This is a genomic window from Actinocorallia longicatena (assembly GCF_039534125.1).
GTDB classification, from domain to species: Bacteria; Actinomycetota; Actinomycetes; order Streptosporangiales; family Streptosporangiaceae; genus Actinocorallia; species Actinocorallia longicatena.
This window is the reverse complement of sequence record NZ_BAAAUV010000015.1, coordinates 60,333-81,809: the sequence shown is the minus strand read 5'-3', so window position 1 is coordinate 81,809 and position 21,477 is coordinate 60,333. Positions and strand designations below refer to the sequence as shown.

Genomic DNA, 21,477 nt, shown 5'->3' with positions numbered 1-21,477 from the left:
CCAGACCCCAGTGACCCCAGACCCCCAGTGACCCAGGGACTCCCCTTGAACAAGCGATCCGCACTCAGTACCGGGATCGGCGGCGTGCTGCTCGTCCTCCTCGCCGTGACGGCCGTCGTGGTCGTTCCGCGGGCCGGTCACGCCAAGCACATCGCCGCCAAGGCGACCGGTCACTTCAAGCATCCCGGCGTGCTCGTCAGCCGGGCCCAGCTCGACAAGGTCCGCAAGAACATCAAGAAGGAGCCGTACAAGTCGGCCTACGCGGCGCTGCGCAAGGACAAGCTGGCCGACCCGGCCCGCAAGCCGCACCCGTACGCCAACGTCGTCTGCTACCCCGGCACCAAGCCCATGCCGAACGCGGGCTGCGCCAACGAGCGCGCGGACTCGCTCGCCGCCTACGCCGACGCCCTCGTCTGGTACATCAGCAAGAACAAGAAGTACCTGTACGCCGCCGGCCGGATCATGGACGCCTACTCGCGCACGGTCAAGAAGCACACCGGCGACCCGGGCAACGACCTCAAGGCCGACGCCCCGCTCGAGGCGGCGTGGGCCGGGATCAACTTCGCGAAGGCCGCCGAGATCGTCCGCTACTCGATGCCCAAGGGCAAGAAGTGGAAGCAGGCGGGCCGCTTCGGCACCATGCTCCGCAAGGCCTACCTGCCGCTGGTCGTCAACGGCACGCAGAAGGGCATGAACGGCAACTGGGACCTCGCCTCGGCCGACGCCACCATCGAGATGGCCGTCTACCTCGACGATCACAAGACGTTCGACAAGGCCATCAAGCTGCTGCGCGACCGCGTCCCGGCCTACTTCTACCTGAACAGCGACGGCGACACCCCGCGCGAGCCGGTCGACGGCGTCTGGGGCGTCAACCGGTACTGGTACCAGTGCCCCGAGGTCGCCCCCGAGGACCTGGTGACGGCCCCCGGCAAGGGCGGGCCCGGCGAGTGCCCGCCGTCCGTCGCCGCGCACTACTTCGAGGGCCAGACCCAGGAGACGTGCCGCGACATGAAGCACCCGACCTACGGCATCGACGCCACCATCGAGACGGCGACGACCGCCCACATCCAGGGCGTCAACCTGTTCCCCGAGCTCAAGCGGCGCCTGACCGCGTCGATGGAGTTCCACGCCAAGTACTCCCTCCAGGCCCCGCCCGCGACGCTCTGCGGCGGCAAGCTCGCCGACAAGATGCTGCCCGGCGGCCTCGAGATCGGCTACACGGCCTACCACAAGCAGGTCAACCTGCCCTACACGCGCAAGCTGATCAAGAAGCAGCGTCCGGGCACCCCGCACGAGTTCGTCGCCTGGGACACCCTCGTCTGGGCCACTCCCTGACCGGGCGGCGGGCATGACCACGCCGTCGGTCCGGGAGCTCGTAGGCGGGCTCCCCCCGGAGGGGCTGCCCGCCTACGTGTACGACCTGGCGGCGCTCGGTGAACACGTCGCCGGGGTCCGCCGGGCGCTCGCCGCGCCGGGCGGGCCCGAGCTCTTCTACGCCGCCAAGGCCAATCCCGACGCCGGGATCCTGCGGGCCGTCGCGCCCCATGTCCACGGGATCGAGGTGGCCTCCGGCGGGGAGCTCGCACACGTCCGCGGGGTCCTGCCGGACGCGCGGATCGCGTTCGGCGGACCCGGCAAGACCGACGGGGAGCTGCGTGCCGCCCTGGCCCTGGGGGTCGAGCGGATCCATGTCGAGAGCCCGTACGAGCTGCGGCGGCTGGCCGGTCTCGCGGCCGGGGAGGGACGCGAGGCCGACCTCCTCCTGCGCGTCAACCTCGCCGCCGAGCGCCGGGGCGCCGCGCTGGCGATGGCCGGGCCGTTCGGGATGGACCCGGAGCTGATCGGCGACTGCCTCGGCGTCCTCGCCGGAGCACCCCACCTGCGGCTGCGCGGGATCCACGCCCATCTCGCGTCGGGGCTCCGGGCCGAGGCGATCGTGCGGCAGCAGCGGGAGATCCTCGCCTGGGCGCGGCCGTGGCTGGCCGCCGCCGGGGTCGCCCGCCCCGAGTACAACCTCGGCGGCGGGATGGGCGTCGACTACGGCGACCCGGCCGCCCGCTTCGACTGGCCCGGGTACGGCGCCGCGATCGCGGCCCTGGCCGGGCCCGGCGAGACCCTGCGGATCGAGCCCGGCCGGGCCCTCAGCGTCCACTACGGCTGGTACGTGACGGACGTCCTCGACGTGAAGCGCGCCCACGGCGAGGACCACGCGATCCTGCGCGGCGGCACCCACCACCTCCGCACGCCGGTCGCCAAGGGCCACGACCAGCCGTTCGAGGTGATTCCCCGGCACGCGGCGGGGGTGCCCTCCCTCGCCCGCACCTCCGTGACCCTCGTCGGCCAGCTCTGCACCCCCAAGGACGTCTTCGCCCGGAACCGCCCCGTCGAGGCCCTCGCCGCCGGCGACCTCGTCGTCTTCCAGATGGCCGGCGCCTACGCCTGGAACATCTCCCACCACGGCTTCCTGATGCATCCCGAACCGGCCGTCCACTACCTGTCCTGAGACCTGCTAGGACTCCAGGGTCCAGATCTGGAGGCGGCCGGTCTCGGAGGGAGCCTCGGGGGTGACGGTGTCGGTGCGGGCGAGGGTGAAGCCCAGGCGCTGCGGGACGGCCGCGCTGCGGAGGTTCAGCTCGTCGCAGTGGATCTCGACCCGGGCGACGGCCAGGTCGGCGCGGGCGACCGCGATGAGGGCCGTCACGGCCCTGGTGACGACCCCGCGGCCGGTGGCGCCGGTGCGGAGCCAGTAGCCGATCTCCGTGGCCCCCGGGCCCACCCGGTTCATCAGCCCGATCGAGCCGATCACCCGTTCGCCGTCGAGGATCGCGTAGTTGTGGGCCTCACCGGCCTCCCAGGACTTCTCCACGGCCGTCAGGTACTCCACCTGGTCCGCGATCGTCGCGGGCGCCGCCGCCCAGGGCATCCACGGGTGCAGTGACGGGAAGGAGTCCCTGACGGCCTCGTGGAGGGCCTCCGCGCGATCGGCGGTCCAGCGGCGAAGGGTGAAATCACCCAGGTCAATCGTTTCGGGGACACTCATGCTTCATCGTGACGGATCAGATGGACAACGTCCAAACGGAAAGGGCCCACGTCGCCGTGGGCCCTTTTGCTACGAGCGAAGATCAGCCGACGATCCCCGGGAGGGTCGCGGTGTGCGCCTCGCGGAGCTCGTGCAGCGGGATGCTGAACTGGCCGTCGACCGCGTAGGAGTCGCCGCCCGTCATGCCGATCGTGGTGTAGGGCACTCCGGCCTGCTCGCAGATGTCCACGAAGCGCGCTTCGGCCTCGGGCCGGACGGCCACGACCGCGCGGGCGACCGACTCGGAGAACAGGTACGTGAACGGGTCCTCGCCCAGCGCGACCCGCACGCCCAGGCCGCCGCGCAGCGACGCCTCGACGAGGGCCTGGTTGAGCCCGCCGTCGGAGAGGTCGTGCGCGCCCGACAGGAGCGTCTCGTGCGCCGCGGTGATCAGGACCGAGCCGAGGGCGGCCTCGGCCTGGAGATCGACGCGCGGCGGAAGGCCGCCCAGGTGGCCGTACATGACGTGCGCCCACTCCGAGCCGCCGAACTCCTCGTGGGTCGCCCCCAGCAGGACGACCTTGTGCCCCTCGGCGGCGAAGGCCATCGCGTTGCGGCGGCGGACGTCCTGGTGGACTCCCAGGACGCCGATCACCGGGGTCGGGTTGATCGGGGTCGTGCCGGTCTGGTTGTAGAAGCTGACGTTGCCGCCGGTGACCGGGATGCCCAGCGCCAGGCAGGCGTCAGCGAGGCCGCGGGTGGCCTCGGCGAACTGCCACATGACGCCCGGGTCCTCCGGCGAGCCGAAGTTCAGGCAGTTCGTGACGGCCAGCGGCTGCGCACCGGTCGCCGCGACGTTCCGGTAGGCCTCCGACAGGCCGAGCTGGGCGCCCGCGTACGGGTCGAGCCTGGTGTAGCGGCCGTTGCCGTCGAGGGAGAGCGCGACGCCGAGGCCGGTCTCGTCGTCGAGGCGGATGAGGCCCGCGTTCTCGGGCTGGGCGAGCACGGTGTTGCCCAGGACGTAACGGTCGTACCGGGAGGTCACCCACTCCTTGGACGCCAGGTTCGGCGAGCCGATCATCCACAGGACCGTCTTGCGGAGCTCGTCGCGGTTGGACGGGCGGGCGAGCCGGGTGGGGGCGTCGGCCTGGAGCGAGGCCTGGTCCTCGGGGATCGCGATGGGACGCTGGTAGACCGGGCCGTCGTGGGCGGCGGTCCGCGGCGGCAGGTCGACGATGACCTCCCCGTGCCAGGTCATGACCAGGCGGCCGGAGTCGGTGACCTCGCCGATGACGGTGGCGGGCACCTCCCACTTGGCGCAGACGGCCAGGAACGCCTCGACGTTCTCGGGCGTCACGACCGCCATCATCCGCTCCTGCGACTCGCTCATGAGGATCTCCTCAGGGCTCATCGTCGGGTCGCGGAGCGGGACGAGGTCCAGCTTGACGTCCATGCCGCCGGTGCCGGAGGCCGCCAGCTCGGTCGTCGCGCAGGAGACCCCGGCGGCGCCGAGGTCCTGGATGCCGACGACGAGATCGCTGTGGAAGAGCTCCAGCGAGCACTCGATCAGCAGCTTCTCGGTGAACGGGTCGCCGACCTGGACGGCGGGCCGCTTGGCCTGCGACTCCTCGTCGAAGGTGGCCGAGGCGAGCACCGAGGCGCCGCCGATGCCGTCGGGGCCGGTGTAGGAGCCGTAGAGGATCACCTGGTTGCCCGCGCCGGACGCGGTCGCCAGATGGATGTCCTCGTGCTTCATCACGCCGATGCACAGCGCGTTCACCAGCGGATTGTCGAGGTAGCAGGGGTCGAAGACCGTCTCGCCGCCGATGTTCGGCAGGCCGAGGGAGTTGCCGTAGCCGCCCACGCCCGCGACCACGCCGGGCAGCACCCGCTTGGTGTCGGGGGCGTCGGCCGGGCCGAAGCGCAGGGAGTCCATGACGGCCACCGGCCGCGCGCCCATCGAGATGATGTCGCGGACGATCCCGCCGACACCGGTCGCGGCGCCCTGGTAGGGCTCCACGTAGGACGGGTGGTTGTGCGACTCGACCTTGAAGGTCACCGCCCAGCCCTGCCCGACGTCGACCACACCGGCGTTCTCGCCCATGCCGACCAGCAGCGCCTCGGTCTGGGGCGCCTTGTCGCCGAACTGGCGCAGATGCACCTTGGACGACTTGTAGGAGCAGTGCTCCGACCACATGACCGAGTAGATGGCCAGCTCGGAGGCCGTGGGACGGCGGCGGAGGATGTCGCGGACGCGGCCGTACTCCTCGTCGTTCATCCCCAGTTCCTTGTAGGGCTGGGGATGGTCGGGCGTCTGCTTCGCGAGTTCTACGTTGTCGGTGCTCATGCGCTCACAAGACCCTTGATGATCGAGGTGAAGAAGCCCAGCCCGTCCGTGGTCGGGCCCGTGAGGGACTCGACGGCGTGCTCGGGGTGAGGCATGAGGCCGACGACGTTCCCGGCCTCGTTGGTGATCCCCGCGATGTCGTTCATGGACCCGTTCGGGTTGACGTCCATGTAGCGGGCGATGATCCGCCCGGACGACTCGAGCTCGGCGAGGGTCTCCTCGGACGCGGTGAACCGGCCGTCCGCGTTCTTCAGCGGGATGACGATCTCCTGGCCCGCCTCGTAGTCCGAGGTCCACAGGGTCGTGGCGTTCTCGATGCGCAGCCGCTGGTCGCGGCAGACGAAGTGACCGGCCGCGTTCGGCATCAGCGCGCCGGGCAGCAGGTGCGACTCGGCCAGCACCTGGAAGCCGTTGCAGATGCCCAGCACCGGGAGTCCGGCCTCCGCGGCCGGGATCAGCTCGCCCATCAGCGGGGCGAAGCGGGCGATCGCGCCGGCACGCAGGTAGTCGCCGTAGGAGAATCCGCCGGGAAGAACCACGGCGTCGACCCCCCGCAGGTCGGTGTCCGCGTGCCACAGGGCCACCGGCTCCGCGCCGGCGAGCTTCACCGCACGGGCGGCGTCGCGATCGTCAAGGGAACCAGGAAAAGTGATGACGCCCACCCGGGCCATCGGCGCTCCATTAGCGATCCTCGGCGGTCCGCTCTTAGGAACACACCGTCTCGCGTCTAACTTACCGGGCGCTGTGTACCAGTTCGGATTCGAGGCGGCGCATGAGCGCCTCGTCGTGCCAGGTCAGCCGTTTGCACAGCTCGACGCTCACCCCGTGGGGGGTCGCGGTCAGGGTCAGGTCGTCGACGAGGGCGCGCATGATGCCCATCCCGCGGCCGGACTCGGCGAGGTCCTCCATCGGACGCGGCCGCCGGAAACCGGTGCCGTGGTCGGTGACTTTCAACGAGCAGGTCTCGTCGTCAATGCGGCCGACGACCTCGTATTCGGTGGTCGTCGAATGCCGGACGACATTCGTGCACGCCTCGGAGGCCGCGACGAGAATGTCACCAATGCAATCCTCGGAAACGCCGAGTCCGCGCAAAGCGTCTCCGAGGACCCGGCGGATGACCGGGACGCTCAGGGCCTCACGGGGCAACGTCAGCGAGAACTTCATGTCCACCAGGCCACCTCATGGCTCCGGATCCTGCGTGGATCCGGCCGCCGATCGTAAAACTCGGACGAAGTTAACACTTCCCCGCGGCCTCTGGCGTAATCGTGAGCTCGCCTACTCTTTGGATTCCCCATCGCTTGGAACGGGCCAATTCACAGGGCGTTCCCGCCCTGTTTATTCGGCGTGTACCTCGAATGACTCGATCACCGTGTTGGCGAGAAGAGTTTCGGCGATCTTGCGTGCTTTCTCGAGGGCGGCCTCGTCCGCGGGACCGTCCACCTCGATCTCGAACCGCTTGCCCTGGCGGACCGCGGTCACACCCTCGAAGCCGAGCTGCGGAAGCTTGCGGACGATCGCCTGCCCCTGCGGGTCCAGGATCTCCGGCTTCAGCATGACGTCGACGACCACACGCGCCACTTCGGGTTCCCCCTCGATCCAGGGGACTTACCCCCGGGCTTGATCACTGATTTAGTCTTTTACGCACCGAAGCGTACGGCACCGGCGTTGCTTCGCAGGTCAACCCCCCAGGAGCCGAGCCCCTTGAACGTCGCCGACCTCACCCCCGCAGAACGTCGCGTCTGGGACGCCTTCCCCTCCGGCGAACTCGTCGATCTCGCCGGCAACGGCCACGACCAGACCACCCAGGACACCGCGTGGGGCCCGAACCGCAGGGTCAGGGCGGAGGTGCTGGTCGCGCTGCTGGCCGGCGCCCGCGAGCCGGAGCCGGGACAGGTCGCCGCGGTCCGGCTGACCGGCGCCCACATCACCGACTCCCTCAACCTCGGGCACGCCCAGGTGTCGGTGCCGCTGGCGCTGACGGAGTGCGTCTTCGAGGAGCCCCCTCACCTGTACTGGGCGCAGCTCACCTCGGTCCAGCTCATCCGCTGCCGGCTGCCCGGGCTGGTCGCCTCGGGCGCGCGGATCGAGGGCCATCTCTGGCTGGAGGGCTCGGTGATCAGCGGCGGTCTCGTCCTCGACGGCGCGCACATCAGCGGCATCCTCAACCTCAGCCAGGTCCAGCTCTCCAACCCCGGCGCCGACGCCCTGCTCGGCGACCGCCTCCAGGTCGACGCCAACGTCTACTGCAACGACGGCTTCACCACCGACGGAGAGGTGCGCCTGCCGGGCGCCCAGATCGGCGGACAGCTGATCTTCCGCAACGCCCGGCTCCGCAACCCCGGCGGCCCCGCCCTGTACGCCTCACGGCTCAACGTGGCCTCGAACGTGTTCTGCGACGGGGGCTTCACCGCCGACGGAGAGGTCCGGCTGCGCGGCGGCCAGATCGGCGGCTACCTGTCGTTCGTCGGGGCCAAGCTCACCCACGGCGGCCTGGCCCTGAACGCCGACGACCTGACGGTCGACACCGACGTCTACTGCTCCGAGGGTTTCACCTGCACCGGCGAGGCACGCTTCAACGGCGCCAGGATCGGCGGCCAGCTGAGCTTCAAGGGCGCCCGGCTCGTCAACCCGTCCGGGACGGCCCTGAGCATCCAGCGGATCACCGCGGAGGAACTCCTGCTCCGGCCGGAGACCCCCGTCGACGGCCTCGTCGACTTCTCCTACGCCAAGATCAACCTACTCCGCGACGACCCGGCGACCTGGGCGAAGACCTTCCAGCTCGACGGCCTGGCCTACGAGTCGCTGGAGCCGCCGCTCACCGCTAAGGAGCGCCTGGCCTGGGTCCGCCGCGACAAGGACGGCTACATCCCCCAGCCCTACGAGCGGCTCGCCGCCACGTACCGCACCATCGGCATGGACGCCGACGGCCGCAGCATCCTGCTGGCCAAGCAGCGCGACCGGCGCTCCACCCAGACCCTGCTCCGCAAGGGGGTCGGCTACCTCCAGGACGGCCTGGTCGGCTACGGCTACCGGCCGTTCCGCGCCGCCGCCTGGCTGATCTTCCTCCAGGCCGTCGGCACCGTCGTCTTCGCCCTGCACCCGCCGGAGATCCTCGACGACGGCCACAAGCCGCACTTCAACGCCTTCTTCTACACCCTCGACCTGCTCCTGCCGATCGGCTCCCTGGGCCAGGAGATCGAGTTCTCCCCCGACGGCGTCTACCAGGTCGTCGCCAACATCCTCGTCGCCGGCGGCCTCCTGCTCGGCCTCACCGTCGCCGCGGGCGCCACGCGGGCCCTCTCGCGCGAGTGAGGGCCCCGGGCCGCGCGGGAGGATCCCCCGCGGCCCGGTGACGGTCAGAGCATGCGCAGCGGGTCCTGGAGCATCGCGCCGACGTCGCGGAGGACGGCCGAGCCGAGCTCCCCGTCGACGACACGGTGGTCGAAGGAGAGCGACAGGGTGGTGACCTTCCTCGGCCTGACCTTGCCCTTGTGGACCCAGGGCAGGTCACGGATCTGGCCGAACGCCAGGATGGCGACCTCGCCGGGGGTGAGGATCGGGGTGCCCGCGTCGATCCCGAACACGCCGACGTTGGTGATCGTGATCGTGCCCTGGGACAGGTCCTGCGGGGTCGACCTCCCCTCGCGGGCGGTCCTCGCCAGGGTCGCGATGCCCTCCGCCAGGCCCGGGAGCGTCAGGTCCTGGGCGTCCTTGATGTTGGGGACGATCAGGCCGCGCGGGGCCGCCACGGCGATGCCGAGGTTGACGTAGTTCTTCTGGACGATCTCCTGGTCCGCCCAGGAGGCGTTGATCATCGGATGACGCCGCACCGCGAGCAGGAGCGCCCTGGCCACGAGCACGAGCGGGCTGACCTTGAGGCCCTCGAACTCGGGATACGCGCGCAGCCGCTCGACGGCCTTCATCGTGGCCGTCACGTCGACCTGGAGGAACTCCGTGACGTGCGGCGCGGAGAAGGCCGAGGCGACCATGGCTCCGGCCGTCGCCTTGCGGACCCCCTTCACCGGGATCCGCGTCTCGCGTTCGCCCGGCGCCGCCACCGTCACCGCCACCGTCACCGGAACCCCCGGCGCCGTCGCCGCGGGGGAGCCGGGAACGACCGGCACCGCGAAGGCGCGGACGTCCTCCCGGGTGATCGACCCCGCCGGGCCCGTGCCCGTGACGGCGGCCAGATCGACGCCCAGGTCCCTGGCCAGCTTGCGGACCGGCGGCTTGGCCAGCGCCTGCGCGCCCCGCCGCTCGGGGGCCTGCCTGACCGGAGCCTGCTTGACCGGAGCCTGCCCGCCGGAGACCGCGGGACGGGTCGAGGCGGGCACGGCGGTCACCGGGCGGGTGGAGTCCTTGCGGGCACGCCGCTTGGTAGCGCCCGGCTTGACCCCGTAGCCGACCAGCACCGGAGTCCGCTTCGCGGCGCCGCCGCCGGGCTCCTCGGGAACGTCGGGGCCGGTCGTGGGGGCGATGTGGGTGCCGGGGTCGGCGGCGGGAGAGGGGGCCAGCTCCTCGACCGGGGCGCCGGGGGCGGGATACTCCGCGACGGGCTCCGCGCCCTCCTCGGCGACGCCGATGATCGGGGTGCCGACGTCGACGGTGTCGCCCTCGGCCACCAGGATCTCGGTGACGACGCCCTCGAACGGGCAGGGCAGCTCGACGATCGCCTTGGCCGTCTCGATCTCGACGATGGTCTGGTTGATCTCGACCGTGTCACCGACCGCGACGTGCCACTTGACGATGTCGGCCTCGGTCAGGCCCTCGCCGACGTCGGGGAGCCTGAAGTGCTTCACCATGCGAACGTCCGATCCACCGCGTCGAGGACCCGGTCCAGGTCGGGCAGGTAGTGGTCTTCCAGCCGGGACGGCGGGTAGGGCGTGGCGAACCCGCCGACGCGCAGCACCGGGGCCTCCAGCCGGTAGAAGCACGCCTCGGTGACCCGGGCCGCGATCTCCCCGCCGAGCCCGCCGAAGACCGGCGCCTCGTGGACGATCACGCAGCGGCCGGTCCTGTTCACCGACTCGAAGATCGTCTCGGTGTCGAGGGGCGAGAGGGTGCGCAGGTCGATGACCTCGAGGGAGTGGCTCTCGTCGGCCTCGGCCGCCTCCAGGCAGGTCTTGACCATCGGGCCGTAGGCCAGGAGGGTCGCGTCGGTGCCGGGACGGACCACGACGGCCTTGTCGAACGGCACCGGGGCCGAACCGGACAGGTCGATCGCGGCCTTGTCCCAGTAGCGGCGCTTCGGCTCGAAGAAGATCACCGGATCGGGGCACTCCACGGCCTGCTGGATCATCCAGTAGGCGTCCACCGGGTTGGAGCAGGCCACGACCCGCAGCCCAGCGGTGTGGGTGAAGTAGGCCTCGGGCGACTCGCTGTGGTGCTCGACCGCGCCGATGCCGCCGCCGCACGGGATGCGGATCACGACGGGCATCTCGATGCCGCCCTGCGAGCGCGCGGGCATCTTGGCGAGCTGGGTGATGATCTGGTCGGCGGCCGGGAAGACGAAGCCGTCGAACTGGATCTCGCAGATCGGGCGGTAGCCGCGCAGGGCCATGCCGATCGCGGTGCCGATGATCGCGGACTCGGCGAGCGGGGTGTCGATCACCCGGTCCTCGCCGAACTCCTTCTGGAGGCCGTCGGTGACGCGGAAGACGCCGCCGAGCTTGCCGACGTCCTCGCCCATGATGACGACCTGCGGGTCGTCGGCGAGGGCGCGGCGCATGCCCGCGTTGAGCGCCTTGGCGAGCGTCAGGGTCTGCGCGCTCTGCCCCTGGACGTCGTCGGAGAGGAGTTCAGTCACCGGAACCTGCCGTGGTCTCGAAGCCGGCGAGGTAGGCCTCGTAGGCGGCCTGCTCCTCGTCGAGCTGCTGGTGCGGGGCGCGGTAGACGTGCTCGAACATCGCGGAGACCGCGGGGTCGGGCAGCGCCAGGCAGGCCTCGCGGAGGGTCCGGGAGGCGGCCTTGGCCTCGGCGTCGACCTCGTCGAAGAAGTCGGCGACGGCCAGCCCGGAGCGGGACAGGTAGGCCTTCACGCGGGCGATCGGGTCCTTGAGCTTCCAGGCCTCCAGCTCGTCGGAGTGCCGGTAGCGGGTCGGGTCGTCCGTGGTGGTGTGGGCGCCCATCCGGTAGGTGAAGGCCTCGATGAGCGTCGGGCCCTGGCCGGTGCGGGCGAGGTCGAGCGCCCGCCGGGTGACGGCCAGGGTCGCCAGGACGTCGTTGCCGTCGACCCGGATGCCCGGGAAGCCGAAGCCCTGGGCCCGCCGGTACAGCGGGATCTTCGTCTGCCGCTCCAGCGGCTCGGAGATCGCCCACTGGTTGTTCTGGCAGAAGAAGACGACCGGCGCGTTGTAGACCGCGGCCCAGACGAACGCCTCGTTGACGTCGCCCTGCGAGGTGGCGCCGTCGCCGAAGTAGGCGATCGCGGCGTCGCCGATGCCGTTCTCCTGGAAGCCGTCGCGCTGGATGCCCATCGCGTAGCCGGTGGCGTGCAGCGCCTGCGACCCGATCACGATCGTGTACAGGTGGAAGCCGAACTCCTTCGGGTCCCAGGACCCGTGGTTCACGCCCCGGAACATCTTCAGGATCTCCAGGAACGGCAGGCCGCGGCAGAAGGCGACGCCGTGCTCCCGGTAGGTCGGGAAGACCATGTCGTGGGCGCCCATGGCGCGGCCCGAGCCGACCTGCGCGGCCTCCTGGCCCAGCAGGGAGGGCCAGAGCCCCAGTTCGCCCTGGCGGGTGAGCGCGACCGCCTCGCGGTCCAGCGCCCTGACGACCACGAGATCGCGGTAGAGCTCGCGGATCTGCTGGTCGGACAGGCTCAGCGGATAGTCCGGGTGTTCCAGCCGTTCCCCTTCGGGGGTCAGCAGCTGGACCAGTTCTGCGTCCTGCACGGAGTGAACGTCAATGGTCACACCGTCTCCTTCCTCTGGCCGCACTCACGGGGTCACCGTGAAACCGCGGTCTGCGGATGAGACACCCCTACCCCGTCGGGTCACGACGGATGCCAGAGGGTCTAATTGCGCCCATAGTGGCACAAATCACTCGATGAGCGCCACGCAGGTGAAGGAAGATCTACCCGGCGCGAAGACCGTTAGTCGTCGTCGCGGTTGATGCGGCCGGGGAAGCCCTGACCATTGCCGTTGGAGCGCGGGGCGCCCTCGTTGAGCTGCTTGGCGAAGACCATCTGGAGGACGAACGAGGCGCCTCCGACGATCATGAGGATGACGCCGATCAGGTTGATGTCCACGGGATCGGTGTCCGCATGGATGGCGAACTTGAGGATCGCCCCCAGGGTGATGGTGAAGATGCTGATCCCGAAGCCCAAAGCGTTCACTCCTCAGCCGGCCATGGATGCGTCACCCCCAGTAAAGCGCCGGTGTGGTCCCCGCACCAGGCCTTGATCACTCTCATTGAGGTGAGATACGGGACAGGCTCTCCCTGGCCCGGACGATTTCGGGATGGCCCACGCTGTAGCGGCGTCCGGCCAGGGACAGGACGCGCCGCAGCAGGGCGTCGGCGTCGGCGTCCCTGCCCAGGGCCAGATAGATCTCGGCCAGATCGTTGCCGCAGCTCAGGGCGTCGGGATGGGTGCGCAGCCTGCGGTCGCGCTGCCAGGACGACCAGACGGGCGCGAGCTCCCTCGCCGCCCGTCCCGCCTCCTTGCGGGCCAGCCGGACGCGGGCCAGCGCGGCGCGGGCCGTCCAGGTGCCGGAATCGGTCTCGCCCGCCCGCGCCCGCTGCTCGGACAGGGCCAGCTCGGCGAGGTTCAGGGCCCGGTCCAGATCTCCGGCCGCCCGGTGCGCCTCGACCCGGACGAGCATCGCGCCGAGCCCCGGTGTCTCCAGCTCCGCGAAGGCCTCCTCCGCGAGGTCGGCCGCCTCCTCTCCGCGGCCCTGGGCGGCCCTGACGGCCGCGAGGCCGAGCCGGGCGGCGGGATCGGCGGGCGTCTCGGAGATCGTCCGCTCGAAGACACGGGCGGCCTCGGCGAGGCGTCCGGCGCGCAGATAGCCGCGGCCGAGCCGGTCGCGGCAGTCCAGCAGGAGCGGATCCCCCGCGGGCAGGCTCCGCGCGGCGTGGGCGCTGAGCCGCCGGTACACCCGGATCGCCTTGTCCATGCGGCCCGCCTCCTCGTGCCGCAGGGCACGGTCGCGCAGCAGGACGACGGTTCGCATGACTCCAATCAACGTCCAAGATCGGCTTTCGAACAGGCCCAAAAAGCCCCCGCCCCCCGGAAGGGGAGCGGGGGCCGGGGAAGGGGCTCCTGCGGTGCGGTCCTAGAACGCGGCCTCGGGAACGTCCATGACGTCCAGCGAGGTGACCTCGGCCATGGCGCGGTCGGAGGTGATGCGCGGCAGGACGGTCTGGGCGAAGAACTGGGCCGCCGCGACCTTGCCGGTGTAGAAGTTCTTGTCCGCCTCGGAGATGTCGCCGCCGAGCCTGGCCAGCGCGATCTCGGCCTGGCGCTGGAGCAGCCACGCGACGATCGTGTCGCCGAGGGCGAGCAGCAGGCGCGTGGTGTTCAGGCCGATCTTGTAGATCTCCTTCGGGTTCTCCAGCGACCCGATCGCGGCACCGGCCATCGCGTTGATGATGCCCTCGGTGTCCTCGAGCGCCTTGGCCAGCAGCGCACGCTCGTTCTTGAGGCGGCCGTTGCCGGCGTCGGAGGCCGCGAAGGCCTTGATCTCGTCGGCGAGGACCTTGAGCGTCGCGCCCTGGTCCCGCATGATCTTGCGGAAGAACAGGTCGAGGCCCTGGATCGCGGTGGTGCCCTCGTAGAGGGTGTCGATCTTGGAGTCCCGGATGTACTGCTCGATCGGGTACTCCTGCAGGAAGCCGGAGCCGCCCAGCGTCTGGAGGGACTCGGCGCCCAGGAGGGCGTAGGAGCGCTCGGAGCCGAAGCCCTTGACGATCGGCAGGAGCAGGTCGTTCAGCTTCTCCGACAGGGCGTCGTGCTCGCCGTTGAACTTGGCCATCTGCACGTTGTCCTGGTAGCTCGCGGTGAGCAGGACCAGGGCGCGCATGCCCTCGGCGTAGGCCTTCTGGGTGAGCAGCGAGCGGCGCACATCCGGGTGGTGGGTGATCGTGACGCGCGGGGCGGCCTTGTCGGTCATCTGGGTGAGGTCGGCGCCCTGCACCCGCTCCTTGGCGTACTCCAGGGCGTTCAGGTAGCCGGTGGAGAGCGTCGCGATGGCCTTGGTGCCGACCATCATGCGGGCGTACTCGATGACCAGGAACATCTGGCGGATGCCGTCGTGCTTGTCGCCGACGAGCCAGCCGATGGCCGGGTGCTTCTCGCCGAAGGTGAGCTCGCAGGTCGTGGACGCCTTGATGCCCATCTTCTTCTCGACGTTGGTGACGTAGGCGCCGTTGCGCTCGCCCAGCTCACCGGTCTCGAGGTCGACGTGGTACTTCGGCACGAGGAAGAGCGACAGGCCCTTGGTGCCGGGGCCCGCGCCCTCGGGACGCGCCAGGACCAGGTGGAAGATGTTCTCGGACATGTCGTGCTCGGCGCTGGTGATGAAGCGCTTCACGCCGTCGATGTGCCAGGAGCCGTCCGGCTGCTCGACGGCCTTGGCGCGGCCGGCGCCGACGTCGGAGCCCGCGTCGGGCTCGGTCAGCACCATCGTCGCGCCCCACTGGCGCTCCAGGGCGAGCTCGGCGAAACGCTTCTGCGCGGCGTTGCCCTCGTGCCAGAGGATCTGGGCGAAGCCGGGGCCGGAGGAGAACATGTAGATGGCGGGGTTGGCGCCCAGGACCTGCTCGGCGATCGCCCAGGTGAGGGAGCGCGGAGCGCCGGTGCCGCCGAACTCGGCGTCGAGGTCCACGCGGAACCACTCGGCGTCCATCCAGGCCTTGAACGACTTCTTGAACGACTCCGGCATCTTCACCTCGCCGGTGACCGGGTCGAACTTCGGCGGGTTGCGGTCGGCGTCCTCGAAGGAGTCGGCCACCGGGCCGGTGGTCAGGCGGTTCACCTCGTCGAGGATGCTGCGCATCGTGTCCTCGTCCAGGTCCTCGTAGGGGCCCTTGCCCAGGAGGTCCTGCCGCTTGAACACCTCGAACAGGTTGAACTCGATGTCCCGGAGGTTGCTCTTGTAGTGCCCCATGGCGACACCCCGTCTCGCTCGAGCGGGTAGCCTCGCGCCCCGCAACTACTGGTCAGTAACCAAATAGATGCTACCCGCCAGTAGGGCTTGGCTATGTTTGACCAGAATGTGACGTACAACACACCGGGAACGTATGCATCTCTCCCGGCGACTAACTAGTCGGTGTTAACTGGTCAAGCCTCGGCCGTACGGACAGTAGGAGAGAAAGAACGTGGTCTTCAAGAAGCTTCTCGGTGCGCTCGGCGTCGGCGGCCCCTCGATCGAGACGATCCTGCACAACGCGAACGTCCGCCCCGGCGACGTCGTGACCGGAGACATCCATCTCCAGGGCGGTGACAACAGCAGCGACATCATCGGCATCAACGTCGCGCTCGTCACCCGGGTCGAGGTCGAGTCCGGCGACAGCGAGTACACCCAGAACGAGAAGTACGCCAAGGCGCATCTCTCCGGCGCCTTCCAGCTCGCCTCCGGCGCGCGTCACAGCTTCCCGTTCCAGCTCCAGGTGCCGTGGGAGACCCCGCTCACCCACATGTACGGCACCCCGCTGCGCGGCACGACCGTCGGCGTCGCCACCGAGCTCGAGGTCGCCCGCGCGGTCGACGCCACCGACCTCGACCCGATCGCGGTCCACCCGCTGCCCGCTCAGGAGCGCATCCTGGCCGCCTTCTCCAACCTCGGCTTCCGCTTCGTGAACGCCGACTGCGAGAAGGGCCGGATCCACGGCGTCAACCAGCTCCTGCCCTTCTACCAGGAGATCGAGTTCCACCCGGGCCACAACTACGCGAACGCGTTCAAGCAGCTCGAGGTGACCTTCGTCAGCAACCCGCACTCCACCGAGGTGGTGCTGGAGCTCGACAAGCGGACGATGTTCGGCGACAGCCACGACACCTTCCACCGCTTCACCGTCCCGAACGCGGGCTTCGAGTCCGCCAACTGGGAGCAGCAGCTCGACGGCTTCCTCCAGCAGGCCGGGCGCAAGCGCGGCTTCTTCTAGAAGGTGGCCCTGACGGCCGCCGAACAGCGGCTATGGCGCGCTTATCCGATCGGAGCCACCGTCGATCTCGGCGGTGGCTCCGTCTCGGCCTCGGTGATCGTCCGGCTGCTGCTCGGGGCCTGCGAGCCCAGGAAGGGCTTCGTGCCCCAGCTCCGGCTGGAGAACGCGACCGTCGTCGGCGCCCTGAACGTCAGCGGCGGGACGGTCGGCTGCGACGTCCGCCTCAAGAACTGCATCCTCGACACCGCCCCGGACTTCAGCAACGCCCAGGTGAAGCAGCTCAGGCTGCTGGAGTGCTCGATGCCCGGCTTCGAGGGCGCGGGGATGCGGGCGGAGCGGGCGATCAGCCTGTCGGGTTCGGTCATCGACGGCCAGGTCAACCTCGTGCGGGCCCAGTTCCTCAGCGGCCTGTGGATGAAGCGCACCCGGATCACCAACACCGGCGGCCCCTTCGCCTTCTACAGCGGGAGCATGGTCGTCGACGGCGGCATGTTCGCCCAGGAGAGCGTGATCACCGGCGGGATGCGGCTGGTCGGTTCGCGGCTCAACGCCGGGCTGTTCCTCCAGGGCGCCCGGCTGGTCAACCCCGGGCGCCTCGCCCTGGACGCCCAGAACATCATCGCCGCCGACGCGGTCGAGTGCAGCGCGGGCTTCACCTCCGAGGGCCGGATCAAGCTCAGGAACGCCCAGGTCAACGGGACCCTGTCCTTCGACCAGGCCGGCCCGATGAGCAATCCGGGCCACATCGCCCTGCATCTCAGCCACATGCAGGTCACCGAGCTGATCCTCTCGCCCTCGGCGCCGATCGAGGGCATGGTCTCGCTGCGCTACTCGCGGGTCGGCGTCGTCCTCGACCGGTACTCCTCCTGGCCGGCGAGCATCGACCTCGACGGGCTCGTCTACGAGACGCTCCGCGCCGAGGTCCTGGAGCACGACCGGCATCTCAAGTCGCGCATCGACTGGGTGAACCGGGCCCCGGAGTTCCGGTCACAGCCCTACGAGCAGCTTTCGGCCTGGTTCCTGCGCGAGGGTCACGAACATCTGGCCCGCAAGACACAGCTCATGAAGTTCCGGCGGCGCCGGGCGAAGCTGCCGTGGCCGTCGCGGACCTGGAGCGCCCTGCTCGACTACACCGTCGGCTACGGCTACCGGCCCTGGCAGGCGGCCGCCTGGCTGGCCGTCCTCATCACGGTCGGCACGATCGTCTTCAGCGTCGAACAGCCGCGGCCGCTGCGCGAGCCCGCCGAGCTCCCCGATTTCCACGCCCTCGCCTACGTGGTCGACCTGCTGATCCCGATCAGCGCGTTCGGGCTGCGGGACACCTGGAACCCGGTCGGCTGGACCCAGTGGCTGGCGTACGGAATCATCGCAAGCGGCTGGATTCTCGCCACCGCACTCATCGCGGGCGTGACACGAGTACTCAAGCCCAACTGACTGGGGACACCATGGGGACCTATCTGATCACCGGCGCGACGGGCGGCGTCGGCCTCGCCACCGCGGAGCTGCTGCGCGAACACGGGCACAACCTGATCCTTTCCGGCCGCTCCCAGGAGCGCCTCTACAAGATCGCCCAGCAGTTCGCGGCGACGCCCTACGGCAGGACGCAGGCCTGGACCCTGCCCCAGGCCCAGGCCTCGGGCCACGAGCACGTGCGCACGATCCCGCTGGACCTGTCCGAGCCGCGCCGGATCGAGGCCGCGCTGGCCGTCGCCGAGCTGCCGGGCGTCCTGGACGGGGTGATCCACAGCGCCGGGGTCTGCGACCTCGGCACGATCGCCGACCAGGAGGCGGAGGCCTGGATCGACCAGCTCATGGTCAACCTCGTCGCGGCGGCCGAGCTGACCCGGCTGCTGCTGCCCGCCCTGCGCGCCGCCCGCGGCCATGTGATCTTCGTGAACTCCGGCGCCGGCCTGCGCACCCATCCCGGCTGGGGCTCCTACGCCGCCAGCAAGCACGGCCTCAAGGCCCTCGCCGACGCCCTGCGCGCCGAGGAGCCCGCCATCCGCGTCACCTCGGTCTACCCCGGCCGCACCGCCACCGAGATGCAGCGCAGGGTCCGTGCCCAGGAGGGCGCCCCCTACGACGCCGCCGACTACATCGCCCCCTCCACGGTCGCCCGCACCATCCTCGGCGCCCTGGAGACCCCGCCCGACGCCATCGTCACCGACGTCTCGGTCCGTCCCCGCGCCTGAGGCCTCTCCCGCACTATGTGGCGGGAGAACACAAGGTCGCGGGGAAGCATGGGGCGGTCCTCCATCGTCCGGAGGGCCGCGGAGCCGTAATTTCTGGCGACATGACGTACGCCACATCTGCGCCCGGGCTCCAGGGGCGGCAAGCGCTGATCACCGGGGGCGCGAGCGGGATCGGGCGGGCCGTCGCCGCGCGGCTGGCGCGGGACGGGGCGCGGGTCGTCGTCGTGGATCTGCACGCCGAGCCCGCCGAGAAGCTCGCGGCCGAGATCGGCGGACGGGCGATCGTCGCGGACCTGTCGGATCTCGGGGCGCTCGCCGCGGTGGCGGAGGCCGCCGCGGCCAGCGACATCGTGGTCAACAACGCGGGCTTCCAGCATGTCGCGCCCCTGGAGGAGTTCCCGCCGGAGATCTTCTCGGCGATCCTGCGGCTGATGGTCGAGGCGCCGTTCCGGATCGTCGCGGCGGCGCTGCCGGGCATGTACGGGCGCGGCTGGGGACGGGTGGTCAACCTGTCGAGCATCCACGGCCTCGTCGCCTCGCCCTACAAGGCCGCCTACGTGACCGCCAAGCACGCCCTCGAGGGGCTCTCCAAGGTGATCTCCCTGGAGGGCGCCCCCCATGGGGTGACCTCGAACTGTGTGAATCCGGCCTATGTCCGGACCCCGCTGGTGGAGAACCAGATCGCCGACCAGGCCGCCGCCCACGGCATCCCGGCCGACGAGGTCGTCCAGACGGTCATGCTGCGCCGCAGCGCGGTCAAGCGGCTGATCGAGCCCGACGAGGTGGCCGGCCTGGTCGCCTACCTCTGCACCCCGGAGGCGGCCATGATCACCGGCACCTCCATCGCCATGGACGGCGGCTGGACCGCGGCCTGAACAGACGGAGGACGGTGTGGGGAACCGCATACTGGAGCGCATGACGACGGGTTTCTACCTCGAACTGCTGGCACGTGAGGCGCCCGTGGTCGAGTTCGAGGTGCCCATCCTGGAGGCGCGGGCGGCCGGGGCCACCCCGGAGACCATCGCCGAGCTGGAACGAGGCAAGCTGGCCGCGCTGCAGGTCAGAGCCACCCTGGAGCGTCGGGCGCGGCGCGAGGCCGAGCTGTCGGCGCTGTTCGAGACCGCCGGCGACCTGGCCGGGCTGCGGGACCTCGACGCGGTGCTGGAGGCGATCGTCCGGCGGGCGCGCAGGCTCCTGAACGCCGACGTCTCCTACATGACCCTCCACGACGAGGTCCGCGGCGACACCTTCATGCGGGTCACCGACGGCTCGGTCTCGGCCGCCTTCCAGCGGCTGCGGCTGCCGATGGGCGCGGGCCTCGGCGGGCTCGTCGCCGAGACCGCCACGCCCTACACCTCGGGCTCCTACCTGGCCGACAGCCGGTTCCGGCACCGCACCGACATCGACACGGCCGTCGGCGAGGAGGGGATCGTCTCGATCCTCGGCGTGCCGATGCGGCTGGGCACGCACGTGATCGGCGTCCTGTTCGCCGCGCACCGCACCGACCACCCCTTCGCCCAGGAGGAGGTGGTGCTGCTGAGCTCGCTGGCCGCGCACGCCGCCGTCGCCATCGACAACGCCCGGCTGCTCGCCGAGACCCGGGCCGCCCTGGACGAGCTGAGCACGGCCAACGAGGTCATCCAGGCCAGGGGCGCGGCCGTCGAGCGGGCCGCCCTCGCCCACGACCGGATGACCGGGCTCGTCGTGCGCGGCGGCGGCCTGGAGGACGTCGGCCGGGTCGTGGTCGACATGCTCGGCGGCAGCCTGTTCATCCTCGACTCCGCCGACCAGATGATCGCCTCGGTGGGCGTCCCGGCCGAGCTCCGCCTGGCCGAGGCGGCGGAGGCCGCGCTGGCGTCGCGGGCCGCGGGCAGGACCGTCCAGCGGGGGCGCCTGTGGGTGGCCAGCGCCGCCGCGGGCTCGGAGACCCTGGCCACGCTGGTCCTGCTCCGCGACGACCTGCCCGCCACCGACCAGCGCATCCTGGAACGCGCCGCGCTCGTCACCGCCCTGCTGCGGCTGATCCAGCGGACCGGCGCCGAGGCCGAGGGCAGGGTCCGCGGCGAGCTCCTCGACGATCTGCTGTCCGAGCGCGTCACCGATCCCTCGTCGCTGGCGGCGCGGGCGTCCCGGATCGGGGTGGACCCGGCGGTCCCGCACGTGCTGTGCGTGGTGCGGATCACCGACGGCGCCCCCCGTGAGCGGGCCGCGTTCTGGGCCTCCTCGCACGCCTCGGTCGAGCACGGGCTGTTCACGATCCGGGGCGCCGATCTGGTCCTGCTGCTGCCGGGCACCCACCCCGGCGACGCCGCCCGCCGGGTCGCCCGCGAGCTCGGCGGCTCCCTCGGCTCCCCCGTGACGGCCGGAGCCTCGGGCCCCGTCACCGACCTGACGAGCCTGCGCCCCGCCCACGCCGAGGCCGCCCGCTGCGCCGAGGCGCTCCTGGCCCTGGACCGCACCGGCGACGGCGCCGGCATCACCGAGCTGGGCTTCGTCGGGCTGCTGCTCGGCAACGACCACAACGTGACGGGCTTCCTGGAGACCACGCTCGGCCCGATCCTCGCCTACGACGCCAAGCGCGGCACCGAGCTCGTGCAGACCCTGGAGGCCTACTTCGGCAGCAACGCCTCGCTGGCCAAGACCGCCGAACGTCTCCACATCCACGTCAACACGGTGACGCAGCGGCTGGACCGCATCGCCCGGCTGCTCGGACCGGCCTGGCACTCCCCCGACCGGGCCCTGGAGCTCCAGCTCGCCCTGCGCCTGCACCGGCTCCGCTGACCCTCTTGCCGGATCCGCTCCCGTATTGGACG

General features: G+C 70.8%; 19 protein-coding genes. 8 read left to right on the top strand and 11 right to left on the bottom strand.

All coding sequences use genetic code 11. From position 1 onward, the window contains the following. Window positions 1-45: 45 nt before the first annotated feature. Window positions 46-1,335: an alginate lyase family protein gene (locus ABD785_RS26660; RefSeq protein WP_344833446.1), complete on the top strand. Its 1,290-nt coding sequence runs from the start codon at window positions 46-48 to the stop codon at window positions 1,333-1,335. Between the two features lie 13 nt (window positions 1,336-1,348). Next, complete coding sequence (locus tag ABD785_RS26655) at window positions 1,349-2,503, top strand: type III PLP-dependent enzyme (protein ID WP_344833443.1); 1,155 nt, start codon at window positions 1,349-1,351, stop codon at window positions 2,501-2,503. A gap of 6 nt (window positions 2,504-2,509) precedes the next feature. Here the strand turns inward: ABD785_RS26655 and ABD785_RS26650 are convergent, their stop codons facing one another. The 5 genes from ABD785_RS26650 to purS all read right to left on the bottom strand — a co-directional run bounded on the left by ABD785_RS26650 (window position 2,510) and on the right by purS (window position 6,944). Then, window positions 2,510-3,040, bottom strand: a complete 531-nt coding sequence (locus ABD785_RS26650) for a GNAT family N-acetyltransferase (RefSeq protein WP_344833440.1) — start codon at window positions 3,038-3,040, stop codon at window positions 2,510-2,512. An 82-nt stretch (window positions 3,041-3,122) separates the two neighbouring features. After that, on the bottom strand, window positions 3,123-5,366 hold the full coding sequence (purL, locus tag ABD785_RS26645) for a phosphoribosylformylglycinamidine synthase subunit PurL (protein WP_344833439.1): 2,244 nt from the start codon (window positions 5,364-5,366) through the stop codon (window positions 3,123-3,125). Beyond that, window positions 5,363-6,037, bottom strand: a complete 675-nt coding sequence (gene purQ, locus ABD785_RS26640) for a phosphoribosylformylglycinamidine synthase subunit PurQ (RefSeq protein WP_344833436.1) — start codon at window positions 6,035-6,037, stop codon at window positions 5,363-5,365. Before purQ ends, purL begins: the two co-directional genes overlap by 4 nt. A 61-nt stretch (window positions 6,038-6,098) precedes the next feature. Further along, window positions 6,099-6,530, bottom strand: coding sequence for an ATP-binding protein (locus ABD785_RS26635; RefSeq protein WP_344833433.1), 432 nt, complete (start codon window positions 6,528-6,530; stop codon window positions 6,099-6,101). A 171-nt stretch (window positions 6,531-6,701) separates the two neighbouring features. Beyond that, window positions 6,702-6,944: a phosphoribosylformylglycinamidine synthase subunit PurS gene (gene purS / locus ABD785_RS26630; RefSeq protein ID WP_344833431.1), complete on the bottom strand. Its 243-nt coding sequence runs from the start codon at window positions 6,942-6,944 to the stop codon at window positions 6,702-6,704. A gap of 123 nt (window positions 6,945-7,067) precedes the next feature. Between purS and ABD785_RS26625 the strand changes: the two genes are divergently transcribed. After that, a complete protein-coding gene (locus ABD785_RS26625) occupies window positions 7,068-8,678 on the top strand; it encodes a hypothetical protein (protein ID WP_344833430.1) in 1,611 nt (536 codons plus the stop codon). A 44-nt stretch (window positions 8,679-8,722) separates the two neighbouring features. On the opposite strand, the gene ABD785_RS26620 is transcribed toward ABD785_RS26625, so the two are convergent. From ABD785_RS26620 to ABD785_RS26595, 6 genes are all read right to left on the bottom strand, one after another. Then, entirely contained in the window at window positions 8,723-10,168 is a 1,446-nt protein-coding gene (locus ABD785_RS26620) for a dihydrolipoamide acetyltransferase family protein (protein ID WP_344833427.1), read from the bottom strand. Beyond that, window positions 10,162-11,172 carry an alpha-ketoacid dehydrogenase subunit beta gene (locus ABD785_RS26615; RefSeq protein WP_344833424.1) on the bottom strand — a complete coding sequence of 337 codons (1,011 nt, stop codon included), beginning with the start codon at window positions 11,170-11,172 and terminating at the stop codon, window positions 10,162-10,164. Before ABD785_RS26615 ends, ABD785_RS26620 begins: the two co-directional genes overlap by 7 nt. Then, window positions 11,165-12,283 (bottom strand): pyruvate dehydrogenase (acetyl-transferring) E1 component subunit alpha, encoded by a 1,119-nt coding sequence (gene pdhA, locus ABD785_RS26610; protein ID WP_425547820.1) that lies wholly within the window; start codon window positions 12,281-12,283, stop codon window positions 11,165-11,167. The genes ABD785_RS26615 and pdhA overlap by 8 nt, the downstream gene beginning before the upstream one ends. A gap of 179 nt (window positions 12,284-12,462) precedes the next feature. Beyond that, entirely contained in the window at window positions 12,463-12,696 is a 234-nt protein-coding gene (locus ABD785_RS26605) for a DUF6458 family protein (protein ID WP_344833421.1), read from the bottom strand. A gap of 82 nt (window positions 12,697-12,778) precedes the next feature. Next, a complete protein-coding gene (locus ABD785_RS26600) occupies window positions 12,779-13,543 on the bottom strand; it encodes a tetratricopeptide repeat protein (RefSeq protein WP_344833418.1) in 765 nt (254 codons plus the stop codon). Between the two features lie 102 nt (window positions 13,544-13,645). Continuing rightward, entirely contained in the window at window positions 13,646-15,478 is a 1,833-nt protein-coding gene (locus ABD785_RS26595) for an acyl-CoA dehydrogenase (protein WP_344833416.1), read from the bottom strand. Between the two features lie 211 nt (window positions 15,479-15,689). Here ABD785_RS26595 and ABD785_RS26590 point away from each other — a divergent pair, with 211 nt between their 5' ends. The 5 genes from ABD785_RS26590 (at window position 15,690) to ABD785_RS26570 (ending at window position 21,445) form a co-directional block, all read left to right on the top strand. After that, window positions 15,690-16,472 carry a sporulation protein gene (locus tag ABD785_RS26590; RefSeq protein WP_344833413.1) on the top strand — a complete coding sequence of 261 codons (783 nt, stop codon included), beginning with the start codon at window positions 15,690-15,692 and terminating at the stop codon, window positions 16,470-16,472. A gap of 3 nt (window positions 16,473-16,475) precedes the next feature. Beyond that, window positions 16,476-17,906 (top strand): hypothetical protein, encoded by a 1,431-nt coding sequence (locus tag ABD785_RS26585; protein ID WP_344833410.1) that lies wholly within the window; start codon window positions 16,476-16,478, stop codon window positions 17,904-17,906. Window positions 17,907-17,917: 11 nt separating this feature from the next. Next, the gene (locus ABD785_RS26580; RefSeq protein ID WP_344833407.1) at window positions 17,918-18,664 is read left to right on the top strand and encodes an SDR family oxidoreductase; all 747 of its coding nucleotides are present in this window, start codon (window positions 17,918-17,920) and stop codon (window positions 18,662-18,664) included. 101 nt (window positions 18,665-18,765) lie between these two features. Next, the gene (locus tag ABD785_RS26575) at window positions 18,766-19,539 is read left to right on the top strand and encodes a 3-hydroxybutyrate dehydrogenase (RefSeq protein WP_344833404.1); all 774 of its coding nucleotides are present in this window, start codon (window positions 18,766-18,768) and stop codon (window positions 19,537-19,539) included. Between the two features lie 40 nt (window positions 19,540-19,579). After that, window positions 19,580-21,445, top strand: coding sequence for a helix-turn-helix domain-containing protein (locus ABD785_RS26570; protein ID WP_344833402.1), 1,866 nt, complete (start codon window positions 19,580-19,582; stop codon window positions 21,443-21,445). The last annotated feature ends 32 nt before the right edge of the window (window positions 21,446-21,477 follow it).